The 14,178-nt window shown below is 61.9% G+C and carries 11 protein-coding genes; 3 read left to right on the plus strand and 8 right to left on the minus strand.

The genetic code is table 11. From position 1 onward, the window contains the following. Window positions 1–37: 37 nt before the first annotated feature. Window positions 38–1,225 (plus strand): pyridoxal phosphate-dependent aminotransferase, encoded by a 1,188-nt coding sequence (locus CAF73_RS04020; protein ID WP_085702007.1) that lies wholly within the window; start codon window positions 38–40, stop codon window positions 1,223–1,225. Between the two features lie 142 nt (window positions 1,226–1,367). On the opposite strand, the gene CAF73_RS04025 is transcribed toward CAF73_RS04020, so the two are convergent. The 8 genes from CAF73_RS04025 to CAF73_RS04060 all read right to left on the minus strand — a co-directional run bounded on the left by CAF73_RS04025 (window position 1,368) and on the right by CAF73_RS04060 (window position 11,886). After that, window positions 1,368–2,336, minus strand: coding sequence for a D-glycerate dehydrogenase (locus CAF73_RS04025; RefSeq protein WP_085702189.1), 969 nt, complete (start codon window positions 2,334–2,336; stop codon window positions 1,368–1,370). Window positions 2,337–2,357: 21 nt separating this feature from the next. Next, window positions 2,358–3,656 (minus strand): MFS transporter, encoded by a 1,299-nt coding sequence (locus CAF73_RS04030; RefSeq protein WP_085702008.1) that lies wholly within the window; start codon window positions 3,654–3,656, stop codon window positions 2,358–2,360. Window positions 3,657–3,778: 122 nt separating this feature from the next. Further along, window positions 3,779–4,744, minus strand: coding sequence for a sugar kinase (locus tag CAF73_RS04035; protein WP_085702009.1), 966 nt, complete (start codon window positions 4,742–4,744; stop codon window positions 3,779–3,781). Beyond that, window positions 4,737–5,519 (minus strand): sugar phosphate isomerase/epimerase, encoded by a 783-nt coding sequence (locus CAF73_RS04040; RefSeq protein WP_085696043.1) that lies wholly within the window; start codon window positions 5,517–5,519, stop codon window positions 4,737–4,739. The genes CAF73_RS04035 and CAF73_RS04040 overlap by 8 nt, the downstream gene beginning before the upstream one ends. 187 nt (window positions 5,520–5,706) lie before the next feature. Then, window positions 5,707–6,735: a LacI family DNA-binding transcriptional regulator gene (locus tag CAF73_RS04045; protein ID WP_085702010.1), complete on the minus strand. Its 1,029-nt coding sequence runs from the start codon at window positions 6,733–6,735 to the stop codon at window positions 5,707–5,709. Between the two features lie 158 nt (window positions 6,736–6,893). Next, window positions 6,894–7,535, minus strand: a complete 642-nt coding sequence (locus tag CAF73_RS04050) for a DUF1345 domain-containing protein (protein WP_085696045.1) — start codon at window positions 7,533–7,535, stop codon at window positions 6,894–6,896. Window positions 7,536–7,614: 79 nt separating this feature from the next. Further along, the gene (locus tag CAF73_RS04055; protein WP_085702011.1) at window positions 7,615–10,713 is read right to left on the minus strand and encodes an efflux RND transporter permease subunit; all 3,099 of its coding nucleotides are present in this window, start codon (window positions 10,711–10,713) and stop codon (window positions 7,615–7,617) included. 15 nt (window positions 10,714–10,728) lie between these two features. Continuing rightward, window positions 10,729–11,886, minus strand: a complete 1,158-nt coding sequence (locus CAF73_RS04060; RefSeq protein WP_085702012.1) for an efflux RND transporter periplasmic adaptor subunit — start codon at window positions 11,884–11,886, stop codon at window positions 10,729–10,731. 273 nt (window positions 11,887–12,159) lie between these two features. Between CAF73_RS04060 and CAF73_RS04065 the strand changes: the two genes are divergently transcribed. Then, the gene (locus CAF73_RS04065) at window positions 12,160–12,861 is read left to right on the plus strand and encodes a response regulator transcription factor (protein ID WP_007960391.1); all 702 of its coding nucleotides are present in this window, start codon (window positions 12,160–12,162) and stop codon (window positions 12,859–12,861) included. 4 nt (window positions 12,862–12,865) lie between these two features. Continuing rightward, on the plus strand, window positions 12,866–14,167 hold the full coding sequence (locus tag CAF73_RS04070) for an ATP-binding protein (protein ID WP_085702013.1): 1,302 nt from the start codon (window positions 12,866–12,868) through the stop codon (window positions 14,165–14,167). The last annotated feature ends 11 nt before the right edge of the window (window positions 14,168–14,178 follow it).

The following is a 14,178-nucleotide window of genomic DNA, read 5'->3' on the forward strand; positions in this document are numbered from 1 at the left end:
GGGTGAAGGCTGGAGACCGCGCAATCAGGAGACGTACATGCGCTATTCAGCCTTGACCCAACGAATCGCCGGGGAGGGAGCAGCGGCCTGGCGGATTCACGACCGAGCGCTGGAGCTGCGCGCCGAAGGGGTCGATGTGTTGCTGCTGTCGGTGGGTGATCCGGATTTCGACACACCCTTGCCGATCATCCACGGCGCCATTGACAGCCTGCTGGCGGGCGATACCCATTATTCCGAAGTGCGCGGCCGGCTGGCGCTGCGCAAACGGATTGCCGAACGCCATCGGCGAAAAAGTGGCCAGGACGTGGACGCTGATCATGTGATTGTGCTGCCCGGCGCGCAATGCGCCGTGTATTCGGTGGCGCAATGTCTGCTGGATCCGGGCGATGAAATCATCGTCGCCGAGCCGATGTACGTGACTTATGAAGGGGTATTCGGTGCTTGCGGCGCAATCGTGGTGCCGGTGCCGGTTCGTCCGGAAAACGGTTTTCGTGTCGACCCGGCAGATGTCGCAGCGCGGATCACCCCGAAGACTCGGGCCATGTTGCTCAACAGCCCCAACAATCCTTCCGGCGCCAGTCTGTCGTTGCTGATCTGGCAGGAGCTGGCAGCGCTGTGCATCCGTCATGACCTGTGGCTGATCAGCGATGAGGTCTACAGCGAATTGTTATACGAAGGCCAGCACGTCAGCCCGGCGAGCCTGCCGGGCATGGCCGAGCGCACCGCCACCATAAACAGCCTGTCGAAATCCCATGCCATGACCGGTTGGCGGATCGGCTGGATGATCGGGCCAAAGCCGTTGGCCGAGCATCTGGTGAACCTGTCGTTGAGCATGCTGTTCGGTCTGCCGGATTTTGTGCAGAAAGCAGCGCAGATCGCGCTGGAGAAGGATCTGCCGGAAGTGACGCAGATGCGCGAGGAATACCGGTTGCGCCGGGATCTGGTGTGCGAACGCTTGCACGACTGTCCGGGGTTGTACCCGATCAAACCGGATGGCGGGATGTTCGTGATGGTCGACGTGCGCCAGACCGGGCTCGGCGCGCAGGGTTTTGCCGAGCGGCTGCTGGAAGGGTATGGCGTTTCGGTGCTGGCGGGGGAGGCGTTCGGGCCGAGTGCGGCGGGGCATATTCGCATCGGGTTGGTGGTGGATCGGGTGAAGCTGGCGGATGCGTGTTCGCGGATCGCCTTGTGCGCTGCGCAGCTTTTGCAACTGCGAAGTGCCTGACCTCGATCGTTCCCACGCGCAAGCAACTACACCGATCGTTCCCATGCTCCGCGTGGGAATGCCTCAAGGGACGCTCCGCGTTCCAGCTCTGGAAGGACGCGGAGCGTCCCGGGCTGCATTCCCACGCAGAGCGTGGGAACGATCAACGTGGGGGATTGACCAGGTTGGCGGGCCTGTCACCCGCCAACGCCGCCAACAGGTTCTCCACCGCACACCGCGCCATTGCCTCGCGCGTTTCATGAGTTGCCGAGCCCATGTGCGGCGTCGCTACCACGTTGTTCAACTGCAACAACGGCGAATCATGATTCAACGGCTCGCGTTCGAACACATCGAGCCCCGCCGCGCGAATCCGGTTATGTCGCAAGGTGTCGATCATCGCGGCTTCGTCCACCACCTTGCCCCGCGAGATGTTGATGAAGATGCTTTCGGGGCGCATCAGCGCAAACTGTTCGGCGCCGATCAAACCTTCAGTCTGCGCGGTCAACGGCAACGTCAGACAAATGAAATCCGCTTGTCGCAGCAACTCCTCCAGACTGCGGTACTGCGCATCGAAACGTTCTTCGACCGCCGGTTTGCGCGACTGACTGTGATAGATCACCGGCATCCCGAACCCGAAATGCCCACGCTGCGCCAGCGCTTCGCCGATCCGCCCCATGCCGATAATGCCCAACGTCTTGCCATGCACGTCGGTGCCGAAATGCGCCGGGCCGATGCTGCGATGCCAGTGCCCGCCGCGCACCATGTTCGCCAGTTCAACCACGCGCCGGGCCGTGGCCAATATCAGGGCGAATCCGGTGTCGGCGGTGGTTTCGGTGAGCACGTCCGGGGTGTTGGTCAGCAGGATTTTGCGCCGGGTCAGGTAGTCGATGTCGTAGTTGTCGACGCCCACCGACACGCTGGAAATCGCTTCGAGCTTCGGCGCCAGATCGAGCAGCGCCGCGTCCAGTTTCAGGCTGGCGCCGAGCAAGCCGTGGGCGCCCGGCAGGGCGTCGCGCAGTTTCATCAGGCCAGTGGCGTCGAGGCTGTCAATCAGCGTTACATCAACCTGCTCTTGCAGACGCGCCATCAGCGCCGGCGACAGTTTCTTGTACAACACAACCTGCTTTTTCATCGCAGTCATCTCTCTATCAATTCAGGAATGGGCCGGCAGCGGACGCGGTGCGCCGCGCTTGGCCGTCACCCGGTCGCTGGCGCCGGGCTTGAGAAAAATCGTCAGCACTACCGAGAGCATCAGCGCGCCGCTCATCAGCAGATACGAAGCGCCGGGCGAACCGGTGGAGCTGTTCAGGTAACCGACCAGATACGAGCCGCCGAACGAACCGAGGGCGCCCATGCTGTTGATCAGCGCCATGGCGCCACCGGCTACGTTGGCCGGAAGGATCTCCGGGACGATGGCGAAGAACGGCCCGTAAGGCGCGTACATGCAGGCGCCGGCAATCACCAGCAGCGTGTACGACCACCAGAAATGCTCGGCGCCCAAAGCGTAGGAGCCGTAGAACGCCACCGAGGCAATCAGCAATGGCGGCCAGACGAAGCGTTTACGCTTTTGCAGTTTGTCCGAGCCCCACGACACCAGCAGCATGCCGATCACTGCCGCCAGATAAGGCAACGCCGACAGCCAGCCGGCCTCGATCATGTCCATCTGCGCGCCGGCCTTGAGGATCGATGGCAGCCACAGCACGAAGCCGTAGACGCCGATGCTCCAGCAGAAAAACTGCAGCGCCAGAATGATCACCTTCGGCGAACGGAAGGCTTCGGCGTAGTTCTTCACCGCTTTGATTCCGACTTGTTCGGCGGCGAGAGCGCTTTCCAGATCGTGCTTTTCCTGGTCGTTGAGCCACTTGGCCTGGGCCGGGCGATCGTCGGCGAGTTTCCACCAGATGAACGCCCAGAGCACCGCCGGCAAGCCTTCGATGATGAACATCCAGCGCCAGCTGAAGTGCTGCACCAGATAGCCCGAAACCACCGACATCCAGAGCATCGTCACCGGGTTGCCGAGGATCAGGAAGGTGTTGGCCCGCGAACGTTCGGCACGGGTGAACCAGTGGCAGAGATAGACCAGCATCGCCGGCATCACTGCCGCTTCGACCACGCCGAGCATGAAGCGGATGACGATCAGCCAATACGCGTTGGAGACCACACCGGTCAGCGTGGCGAGCCCGCCCCAGAGAATCAGGCTGACGAAAATCAGCTTCTTCACGCTGTGCTTTTGCGCGTAGATCGCGCCGGGCACCTGGAAGAAAAAGTACCCGAGGAAGAACAGCGCGCCGAGCAGCGAGGACAGGCCCGGCGTGATCATGAGGTCTTCAGCCATTCCGGAGGCGGCGGCGAAGCCGTAATTGGCCCGATCCAGGTACGCCAGGCTGTAGGTGATGAACACGATCGGCATGATGTACCACCAGCGGCGGGTGGCGAGGGTTGCGGTTTTCATGGTCTTGCTCCTGAGCTTGTTGTTTTTGTCGCAGCAGGTTCAATGGTTTATTGCATGCTCGTTCCCACGCTCCGCGTGGGAATGCCTACGGGGACGCTCCGCGTCCCATGTGACGCAGAGCGTCACGGGCTGCATTCCCACGCGGGAGCGTGGGAACGATCAGCAGGGAGTTCGGATCGGGTCGGCAAACCCTCCATGTCGCCACGGCTCTGCACCGCGCGACTGCCAATCCAGTTGGCACGTCTGACCGCTTCGGGAAAGCTCTGATGCTCCAGCAGGGCGCTGATCATCCCGACCGCAAATCCGTCTCCGGCGCCGACCGTGTCGACCACAGTTTCGACCGGCACACCGGCGACAAACCCCTGATCCAGATGCGTGCGGTAATACGCACCCTGCGGCCCGAGCTTGATCGCCACGGCTTCGGCACCCTGATAGAGGTAAAACGCAGCAATATCCGCCGGGTCTTCAAACCCGGTCAGCAAGCGACCTTCACTCAACCCCGGCAACACCCAGTGGGCGAGGGCGGCGAGGCGGTTGATCTCGGTGATCATCTCCCGCTCGCTGGCCCACAGGCTCGGGCGCAGGTTCGGGTCGAACGACACACTGCGCCCGGTGTTGCGCATGCGGGTCATCAATTCACGGGACATTTCCCGGGCCGATGCCGAAAGCGCCGGCGGAATGCCGGTAGCGTGCAGATGCCGGGCGCCGAGCAGCGTCGGAGTGATGGACAGTGGCGACAGATGACTGGCCGCCGAGCCCCGACGGAAGTACTCGACCGTCGGATCGCTGCCGTCATCGTTGCGCGACTTGAGCTGGAAACCGGTCGGGTGCGCGTTGTCGACTTCCACATGGCTGCAATCCAGTCCTTCGCGAACCAGGGTCTCGACGACAAATCGTCCCAGCGAATCGGCACCGACCCGGCTCAGCCACGCAACGTTGAAACCCAGCCGGGACAACCCGATGGCCACGTTGCTGTCGGCTCCGGCAATCCGCCTGTGGAACTGATCGACGAATGCCAGATCACCGCTCTGTTCGGCGACAAACATGGCCATGGTTTCGCCGAACGACAGAATATCGATCTCAGACATGAGCAGGCTCCAGGCGGGATTGGCCGAGGCGGGCAAGGGCAGCGATGTGTTCGGTGGTGAGTTGCACCAGGTCCTCGCCCTGCAACGGGTATTCGGCGGCGCGCATGACCCCTTGGGCCATGTGCCGCAGCAGTTGTTCCCACAGATGCAGGTCGGTGGCGGCCGGCGGAACCGCAACCAGTTTGCCGTCGGCACGGCGGGCCACGGCTTTGCAATGCACATAACCGACGTGGCGGCCCAGCAGTCGTGCAGCGCTGTTGGCGGACTGGTCTTGCCACTGCCAGTTGCCGATATCGAAAGTCATTTTGATGGGCAGGCTGTGTTGTTCGACGGCGGCGAAGAAACGCTGGAACGGCTCGATGCGACCACCGTGCAGGGTCTGATCGTTCTCCACCAGCAGTTTCACCGGGCTTTGCGAGAGGATTTGCGCGAGGGTCTGCAGATCGTTGTTGTCGGTGAAAAAGCCAAGGGAAACTTTCAGCCACTTCGAACCGAATGCTTCGGCATTGTGCAACGCGGTGATGAGTTCGGGATTGGGCCGCGACTGACCGGCGAGCCACAGTTCGGTGGGCGAGGAGTAGATGCTTTGCAGGCCATGAGCTTGCGTGGCGGCGGCGAGTTGCCCGGGGACTTCGTTGGTCAGCAGCTCTTCGCGCCATTCGATGCGATTGGCGCCGGCGCTGGCCAGCACTTCGATGAATGAAGCCTGACCACGCTGGCGAACAAGGTCGGCGCCGTAGCTGGACAAACTGATGGAAACGGCAGGTTTATTCATTGTTATCTACCTCTGAAACCGGTTTCATTTTTGTTCAAAAAAAATCATCAAATGGTGCAGTGCTCTTTCGGGCCCCTTCGCGGGCAAGTCGAGTCGTCGCACCGCCGCTCCCACAGATATCGCGTCATACAGTTCTCAAGTTCACCCGAACACCTGTGGGAGCTGGCTTGCCAGCGACAGGGCCTGATCAGTCAGCCGATTTCCTTTGGGTGGAACCGCGCTCAATGAGCACCGGCGCAAAATCCAGTGTCCGCGCCGCCTCGATATCCCCACGCAACCGCTTGAGCAAACACTCAAACGCCCGCGCACCAATGTCCTCTGTAGGCTGGGCGAGTGCGGTAATCCCGCTGCCCACCAACGGATACCAATCCAGATCATCCAGCGCGATCAACCCGACATCCTCGAACAACCGGCAGCCAACCCCGCGCAAGGCCAGTGTGCACGCCAGCGCCGCCACGCCATTGGCGCAGAACAGGGCTTTCGGGCCCGAATCGGGCGTGTTCAAAAAGGTTTGAAGATCGTTCGCAAGGCTCGAGCCTGTTTCCAGCACTGCGCCATGCATGTCTTCGCGCTGGCCAATCTGCTGCTGAAAACTGCTGACCCGCTCTATCCGCGAACTGGTGCCGTCATAGGGCTCAGTCACCAGCAGCACGTCGCGGTAGCCGCGCTGCTGAAGATGTTCCAGCGCCATTTCGATGGCTTGCGGGTTGTTCAACCCGACCATGTCGCTGTCGAGCCCGTCTACCTTGCGATCCACCAGCACCAGCGGCATTTCCCGCTTCAGCTCATCCAGTTCATCCCGGTGATGGCCCAGGGTGTTCACGATCAACCCTTCGATGTTGTACGAGCGCAGCAGCGCCAGGTGCTGGCGTTCCTGCTCGTCATCGCGATCGGTGTTGCACACCACCAGGCTGTAACCGTGTCGGCGGCAGGCAGTTTCCACCCCGTGCATCACGGCAATCGAATAAGGGTTGCGGATATCGGCCACCAGCATGCCGATCAGGCGGGTGCGGCCGCGCTTCAAACCACGGGCCATTTGATTGGGACGGTAGCCGAGTTCGGCAATCGCCTGCTCGATGCGCTGGGCAATGGCATCGGAGAGCAGGGCGCGGTCATCGCCGATAAAGCGCGAGACGCTGGCCTTGGACACGCCAGCGTGTTCGGCGACGTCGAGCATGGTCACGCGGCTGCGCTGGGCGGCGGAGAAGTCGTTCACGGTTTGTAACCTTGTTATTGGATTTGTCAGGTCGGATCACTGTATCTGGATCTGAAACCGGTTTCAGGAAACACCAGAAGAGAATCGATCGTCAAGTGAATGATCGGGAGAAATTCGTAAGTCGCCGACAAATGGCGTTTCGCAGGGAGCCGCTGACGTCAGCCAAACAAGCCGGCGGCGATGTTGATCGAGAACCCCAGAATCGCCGTATTGAACACAAACCCGATCAATGACTGCGCCAGCACGATCTTGCGGATCTCCCGCGTAGCCACACCGACATCCGCCGTCTGCACCGCCACGCCGATGGTGAACGAGAAGTACAAAAAGTCCCAGTAATTGGGTGTGGTCAGGCCCTCGGCAAATCGCAGCGCCGGCTCCTTGCCGTCCCAGGTGTAAAACAGCCGGGCATAGTGAACGCAGAAAATCACCCCGATCAGCAGCCATGAGCCGATGACCGTCAATGCGGTAAAACCGTAATGCAGAAGTTTGCGGGTGGTTTCCAGATCCTTGCTGCCAGCAAGCTCGACGGTAATGGCCGCCAGGCTGGTCAAAGCGGCAATGCAGACGACGAACAGCACCAACCCGGCATTTTCATCCTCGACTTCGGCGATGCGTCTGACGTCCGGCGCTTTGGCGCGGATGGTCAGCCAAAGCATCAGGATCAGGTACGTCCAGACTCCGGCGTTCCAGCCGATGAGGATTTTGCTGATAACGGAGTCGGCCGGGGCCAGCAGGCCTGCGGCAAGGCCGAGCAAGGCGGCAGCGGAGAGGCGAGGGTGGGTGCGGGCGAGAAAGCGCATGGGGACTCGATGGGCCAGGGTGGTTCAGACACCTTAGCCCAGCGCGGCGACCTCTGGCCACCGCGCCGGGAGCGCTCGATTACTCAGGCTTGGTGAACCGGCGCACAAGCTTGATCACGACAACGAAGAACACCGGCACAAAGATTACCGCCAACGTCGCGGTAATCATCCCGCCAATCACCCCGGTACCAATCGCCTGCTGACTCGCCGAACTCGCGCCCGTGGCAATCGCCAACGGCACCACGCCGAGAATGAACGCCAGCGAGGTCATGACAATCGGCCGCAACCGCAGACGTGCCGCTTGCAGCGTGGCGTCAATCAGGTCATGACCTTCGTCATACAGGCTTTTGGCGAACTCGATGATCAGGATCGCGTTCTTCGCCGACAGACCGATGATGGTGATCAGCCCGACCTTGAAGAACACATCGTTGGGCATCCCGCGCAAGGTCACCGCCAGCACTGCGCCGAGCACACCGAGCGGCACCACCAGCAGCACGGAAGTCGGAATCGACCAGCTCTCGTACAACGCCGCCAGGCACAGGAACACGATCAGCAACGACAACCCGAGCAGGATCGGCGCCTGACTGCCGGACAAACGCTCCTGCAGCGACAGACCGGTCCATTCCTGACCCATGCCTTTCGGCCCTTGCGCTACCAGTCGTTCGATCTCCGCCATGGCCTCGCCGGTACTGTGGCCGGGTTTCGGCTCACCGGAAATCGAGATTGCCGGGTAGCCGTTGTAGCGGGTCAGCTGCGCCGGGCCTTGGGTCCATGTTGCTCGGACAAATGCCGACAGCGGCACCATTTTCCCGGCGTCGTTGCGCACGTGCATTTTCAGCAGATCATCGACCTGACTGCGGCGATCGCCTTCAGCCTGTACGACAACGCGTTGCATCCGCCCCTGATTGGGGAAGTCATTGACGTACGAAGAACCGATGGCAGTGGACAGCACGTTGCCGACGTCGGCGAACGAAATGCCCAGCGCGTTGGCCTGTTTGCGGTCCACTTCCAGTTGCACTTGCGGCGCTTCGGCCAGGGCGCTTTCACGCACGTTCATCAGGATCGGGCTTTTCTCGGCGGCTTCCAGCAGTTGGGTGCGTGCCTCCATCAAGGTTGCGTGGCCGAGGCCGCCGCGATCCTGCAGGCGAAATTCGAAGCCGCTGGAAGTGCCGAGGCCGTCCACCGGCGGCGGCAGCACCGAAAACGCCATCGCGTCCTTGATCTGACTCAGGGCGGTGTTGGCGCGGTCGGCAATCGAACTGGCCGAATCATCGCTACCACGCTGTGACCAGTCCTTGAGCGTAGTGAAGGCCAGTGCGGCGTTCTGCCCGCTGCCGGAGAAGCTGAAACCGAGAATCACCACGCTGTCACTGATGCCCGGTTCGCCATTGTTGTGCGCTTCGAGCTGCTCGGCGACCTGCACGGTACGATTCTTGGTCGCGCCCGGCGGCAGCTGAATGTCGGTGATGGTGTAACCCTGATCCTCGACCGGCAGGAACGAGGAGGGCAGACGCGCAAAGCACAGGCCCAGCCCCACCAGCAGCACAACGTAAATCAGCAGGTAACGCCCGGTGCGTTTCAGCGCGTAGCCGACCCAGCCCTGATAGCGATCGGTCAGTTGCTCGAAGCGGCAATTGAACCAGCCGAAGAACCCGGTCTTCTCGTGATGTTCGCCCTTGGCGATCGGCTTGAGCAGCGTTGCGCACAGTGCCGGGGTCAAGGTCAGGGCAAGGAACGCCGAGAACAGAATCGAAGTGGCCATCGACAGCGAGAACTGCCGGTAAATCACGCCCACCGAACCCTGCATGAACGCCATCGGAATGAACACCGCCACCAGCACCAGCGTGATACCGATGATCGCGCCGGTAATCTGCCGCATCGCCTTGCGCGTCGCCTCTTTGGGCGACAGGCCTTCGGTGGCCATGATCCGTTCGACGTTCTCCACCACGACGATGGCGTCGTCCACCAGAATGCCGATGGCCAGCACCATGCCGAACATGGTCAGCACGTTGATCGAGAAGCCCAGCGCGAGCATGGTCGCGAAGGTGCCCATCAGCGCCACCGGCACCACCAGCGTCGGGATCAGGGTGTAGCGGATGTTCTGCAGGAACAGGAACATCACCGCAAACACCAGCAACATCGCCTCGCCGAGGGTGTAAACCACTTTGGTGATCGAGACCTTCACGAATGGCGAGGTGTCGTAGGGAATCTTGTATTCCACGCCCGCGGGGAAGTAGCGCGACAGTTCATCCATCTTCGCCCGGATCAAGGTCGCAGTGCTGAGGGCGTTGGCGCCCGGCGACAGTTGCACGCCGACGGCGGTGGACGGCTTGCCGTTCAGGCGGGTGCCGAACTGGTATTCCTGGCTGCCGATCTCGACCCGCGCCACATCCTTGATGCGTACGGTGGAACCATCCGGATTGGCCTTGAGCACGATGTCGGCGAACTCTTCCGGCGTCGACAGTTGGCCCTTGACCAGAATCGTCGCGGTGATCTCCTGAGTGCTCGGGTTCGGCAGGTCGCCGATGCTGCCCGCCGAGACCTGGGCGTTCTGCGCGACGATGGCGGCGTTGACGTCAGCCGGCGTCAGGTTGAAACCGATCAGCTTCTGCGGATCGACCCAGATCCGCATCGCCCGCTCGGCACCATACAGCTGGGCCTTGCCGACGCCGTCGATGCGCTTGATCTCGTTCATCACGTTGCGCGCCAGATAATCGCTGAGCGCCACGTCATCGAGCTTGCCGTCGCTGGAAGTCAGGGTGATCAGCAGCAGAAAACCGGCGGAGACTTTCTCCACCTGCAAACCTTGCTGATTGACCGCTTGCGGCAGGCGCGACTCGACCACTTTCAGGCGGTTCTGCACATCGACCTGCGCCAGTTCCGGGTTGGTGCCCGGCTGGAACGTGGCCTTGATGGTGGCGCTGCCGAGACTGCTCTGCGATTCGAAATACAGCAGGTGATCGGCGCCGTTGAGCTCTTCCTCGATCAGGCTGACCACGCTTTCGTCGACCGTCTGCGCCGAGGCGCCCGGGTACACGGCATAGATTTCGATCTGCGGCGGCGCGACGTCGGGGTATTGCGCCACCGGCAATTGCGGGATGGCCAGCGCACCGGCCAACAGGATGAACAACGCGACGACCCAGGCGAACACCGGGCGGTCGATAAAGAACTGCGGCATAGAAGAGCGTCCTGCTTACTGACCAGAGGTCTGGGCAAGTGGAAGAGGGGTGTCGTCGATCTGCACCACTTCGCCCGGGCGGGCGTGTTGCAGGCCTTCGATGACAATGCGGTCGCCGGCCTTCAGGCCACCGGTGACGATCCAGCGGTCGTTCTGTACGGCGCCCAGTTGCACCGGTTGCAGGGCGACGCGCTTCTGATCGTCGACGGTCAGTACCTGCGCCACACCGGCGCTGTCACGCTGCACCGCGCGTTGCGGCACGGTCAATCCGTGCTCAATCACGCCTTGTTCCAGACGCACGCGAACATAGCTGCCGGGCAACAGGTCCAGGTCGGGGTTTGGAAACTCGCTGCGCAGAATAATCTGCCCGGTGCCCGGATCGACGGTGATGTCGCTGAACAGCAACTTGCCCGGCAGCGGATAGAGGCTGCCGTCGTCCTGAATCAACGTGGCCTTGACCTGATCCTGGCCGACCTGCTGCAACTGGCCGGAACGGAAGGCCCGGCGCAGCTCATTCAGTTCGCGGGTCGACTGGGTGAGGTCGGCGTGGATCGGGTTCAGTTGCTGGATCAGCGCCATGGGCGTGGTTTCGTTCTGGCCGACCAGCGCGCCTTCGGTCACCAAGGCACGACCGACGCGCCCGGAAATCGGCGCGGTAACGGTGGCGTAGCCCAGATTCAGCTTCGCGCGCTCGACGGCCGCCTTGTTGGCCGCAACGTCGGCAGCGGTTTGCCGGGCATTGGCACGGGCGTTGTCGTAGTCCTGAGCGCTGATGGCCTTGTCGTCGATCAACCGGGCGTAGCGCTGTTCCTGCAGTTTTGCCTGGAACGCGTTGGCCTCGGCCTTGCGCAGGGCCGCTTCGGCGCTATCGAGGTCAGCCTTGAACGGTGCCGGATCAATGCGGAACAACACGTCGCCCTTTTTAACGTCGCTGCCTTCGCGGAAGGTGCGTTGCAGCACGACGCCAGCCACCCGGGCACGGACTTCGGCGATGCGTGGTGCGGCAATCCGCCCGCTGAGTTCGCTGCTGATCGACAGGGGGCGCGCCTCAAGGGTTTCGATCCGCACGGTGGCCGGCGGTGCCTGTTCCTCGGCGTTCGAGGATTTATCACAGGCACTCAGCGTCAGCGCCAATGCGATCAGGCCGAGCCCGGCCAGCAGATTCTTCGACATGTACAACCCCCAATATTGATCTGCGCATCCTACGGACAGTCGCCGAGGGTAGCGGTGAAGCTTTGTAGGTGCTGTGTGAAATTGTGTAAGGGTTTTGCTCAGGGACGAGTGAGGGCGTATATCCTTTACGCCTTGAATTATTTCGTGACTGTTAAGCCGCTTTCGCGAGCAAGCTCGCTCCCACAGGTTTTGTGAACGACACAAATTCAATGTGGGAGCGAGCTTGCTCGCGAAGAGGTCCTGACAAACACCACTGCAATATCTGGATCATCAATGCCCAACATCCTCCTGGTCGAAGACGACACCGCCCTCGCCGAACTGATCTCCAGCTATCTCGAGCGCAACGGCTATTCCGTCAGCGTGATCGGCCGTGGCGACCATGTGCGCGAACGAGCGCGGCTCAATCCTCCGGACCTGGTGATCCTCGACCTGATGCTGCCGGGCCTGGATGGCTTGCAGGTCTGTCGCTTGTTGCGCGCCGACTCGGCAACGCTGCCGATCCTGATGCTCACCGCTCGTGACGACAGCCACGATCAGGTGCTGGGCCTGGAAATGGGCGCCGACGATTACGTGACCAAACCCTGCGAGCCGCGCGTCCTGCTGGCGCGGGTCCGTACTTTGTTGCGTCGAAGCAGCCTCGGCGAACCGATGACCGCCAACGACCGGATTCTGATGGGCAATCTGTGCATTGACCTGTCGGAGCGCACCGTGACCTGGCGCGAGCAACCGGTCGAGCTGTCCAGCGGCGAGTACAACCTGTTGGTGGTGCTGGCCCGTCATGCCGGCGAAGTGCTGAGTCGTGACCAGATCCTGCAACGCCTGCGCGGCATCGAGTTCAACGGCACCGATCGTTCGGTGGACGTGGCGATTTCCAAGCTGCGACGCAAGTTCGACGACCATGCCGGCGAGGCGCGCAAGATCAAGACCGTGTGGGGCAAGGGTTATCTGTTCAGCCGTTCCGAGTGGGAATGCTGATTCGATGTTCAGAATCCTGTTTCGCCTCTACCTGGTAACGATCGTTTCCTACAGTGCGGCGATCTATCTGGTGCCGGATCTGGTAGTGATGGCGTTCAGGGACCGCTTCGTGACTTACAACCTCGACTATTCCCGGGGCCTGCAGTCGCTGATCACCAAGCAGTTTCGCGCTGCGCCGCAGGATCAGTGGCCCGCGGTTGCGGCGTCGATGGACAAGGATTTCCAGCCGCTGCACATCGTCCTCGCCCGTATCGATCACGCCGACTTCACCCCGATTGAACAAGAGCGCCTGCGTCGCGGGGAAAACGTTGTGCGCATCGGTGACTGGGGCTGGCGGACGCTGGCGGTCACGCCGCTGAACGACGAAATGGCGGTGCAGATGGTGGTGCCGCCGGATCCGATGGACGTGAACCTGTTGTACTGGAGCATCAACGTACTGATCGGCGCGAGTCTGCTGGCGTGCCTGTTGCTCTGGTTTCGCCCGCACTGGCGCGATCTGGAACGTCTCAAGGGTACGGCCGAACGCTTCGGCAAGGGCCATTTGAGCGAACGTACGCAGATTGGCCCGAATTCGAACATCGGCAGTCTGGCCCACGTGTTCGACACCATGGCCGGCGACATCGAAAACCTGCTCAACCAGCAGCGGGATCTGCTCAACGCGGTGTCCCACGAACTGCGCACGCCGCTGACCCGCTTGGACTTCGGCTTGGCGCTGGCGCTGTCCGATGACTTGCCGCAAGCCAGCCGCGAACGCCTGCAAGGGTTGGTCGCGCACATTCGTGAACTGGATGAATTGGTGCTGGAGCTGCTGTCCTACAGCCGCCTGCAGAATCCGGCTAAGTTGCCGGAACAGGTCGAAGTATCGCTGGACGAATTCATCGACAGCATTCTGGGCAGCGTCGACGAAGAGCTGGAATCCCCGGAAATCGTCATCGATGTGCTGCTGCACAATCAGCTGGAACGCTTCTCTCTCGACCCGCGCCTGACGGCCCGGGCGATTCAGAACCTGCTGCGCAACGCCATGCGCTACTGCGAAAAACGCATTCAGATTGGCGTGCAGGTGTGCCCGAAGGGGTGCGAGATCTGGGTGGATGACGACGGGATCGGCATTCCGGAAGACGAGCGGGAGCGGATTTTCGAGCCGTTCTATCGCCTGGATCGCAGCCGCGATCGGGCGACCGGCGGCTTTGGCCTGGGGCTGGCGATCAGCCGTCGGGCGCTCGAGGCGCAGGGCGGTACGCTGACGGTGGAAGGCTCGCCGTTGGGCGGGGCGCGGTTCAGGCTCTGGCTGCCAACCCCGACCTGATGATCGCTGAG

Source organism: Pseudomonas sp. B15(2017) (assembly GCF_002113215.1).
Taxonomy (GTDB): domain Bacteria; phylum Pseudomonadota; class Gammaproteobacteria; order Pseudomonadales; family Pseudomonadaceae; genus Aquipseudomonas.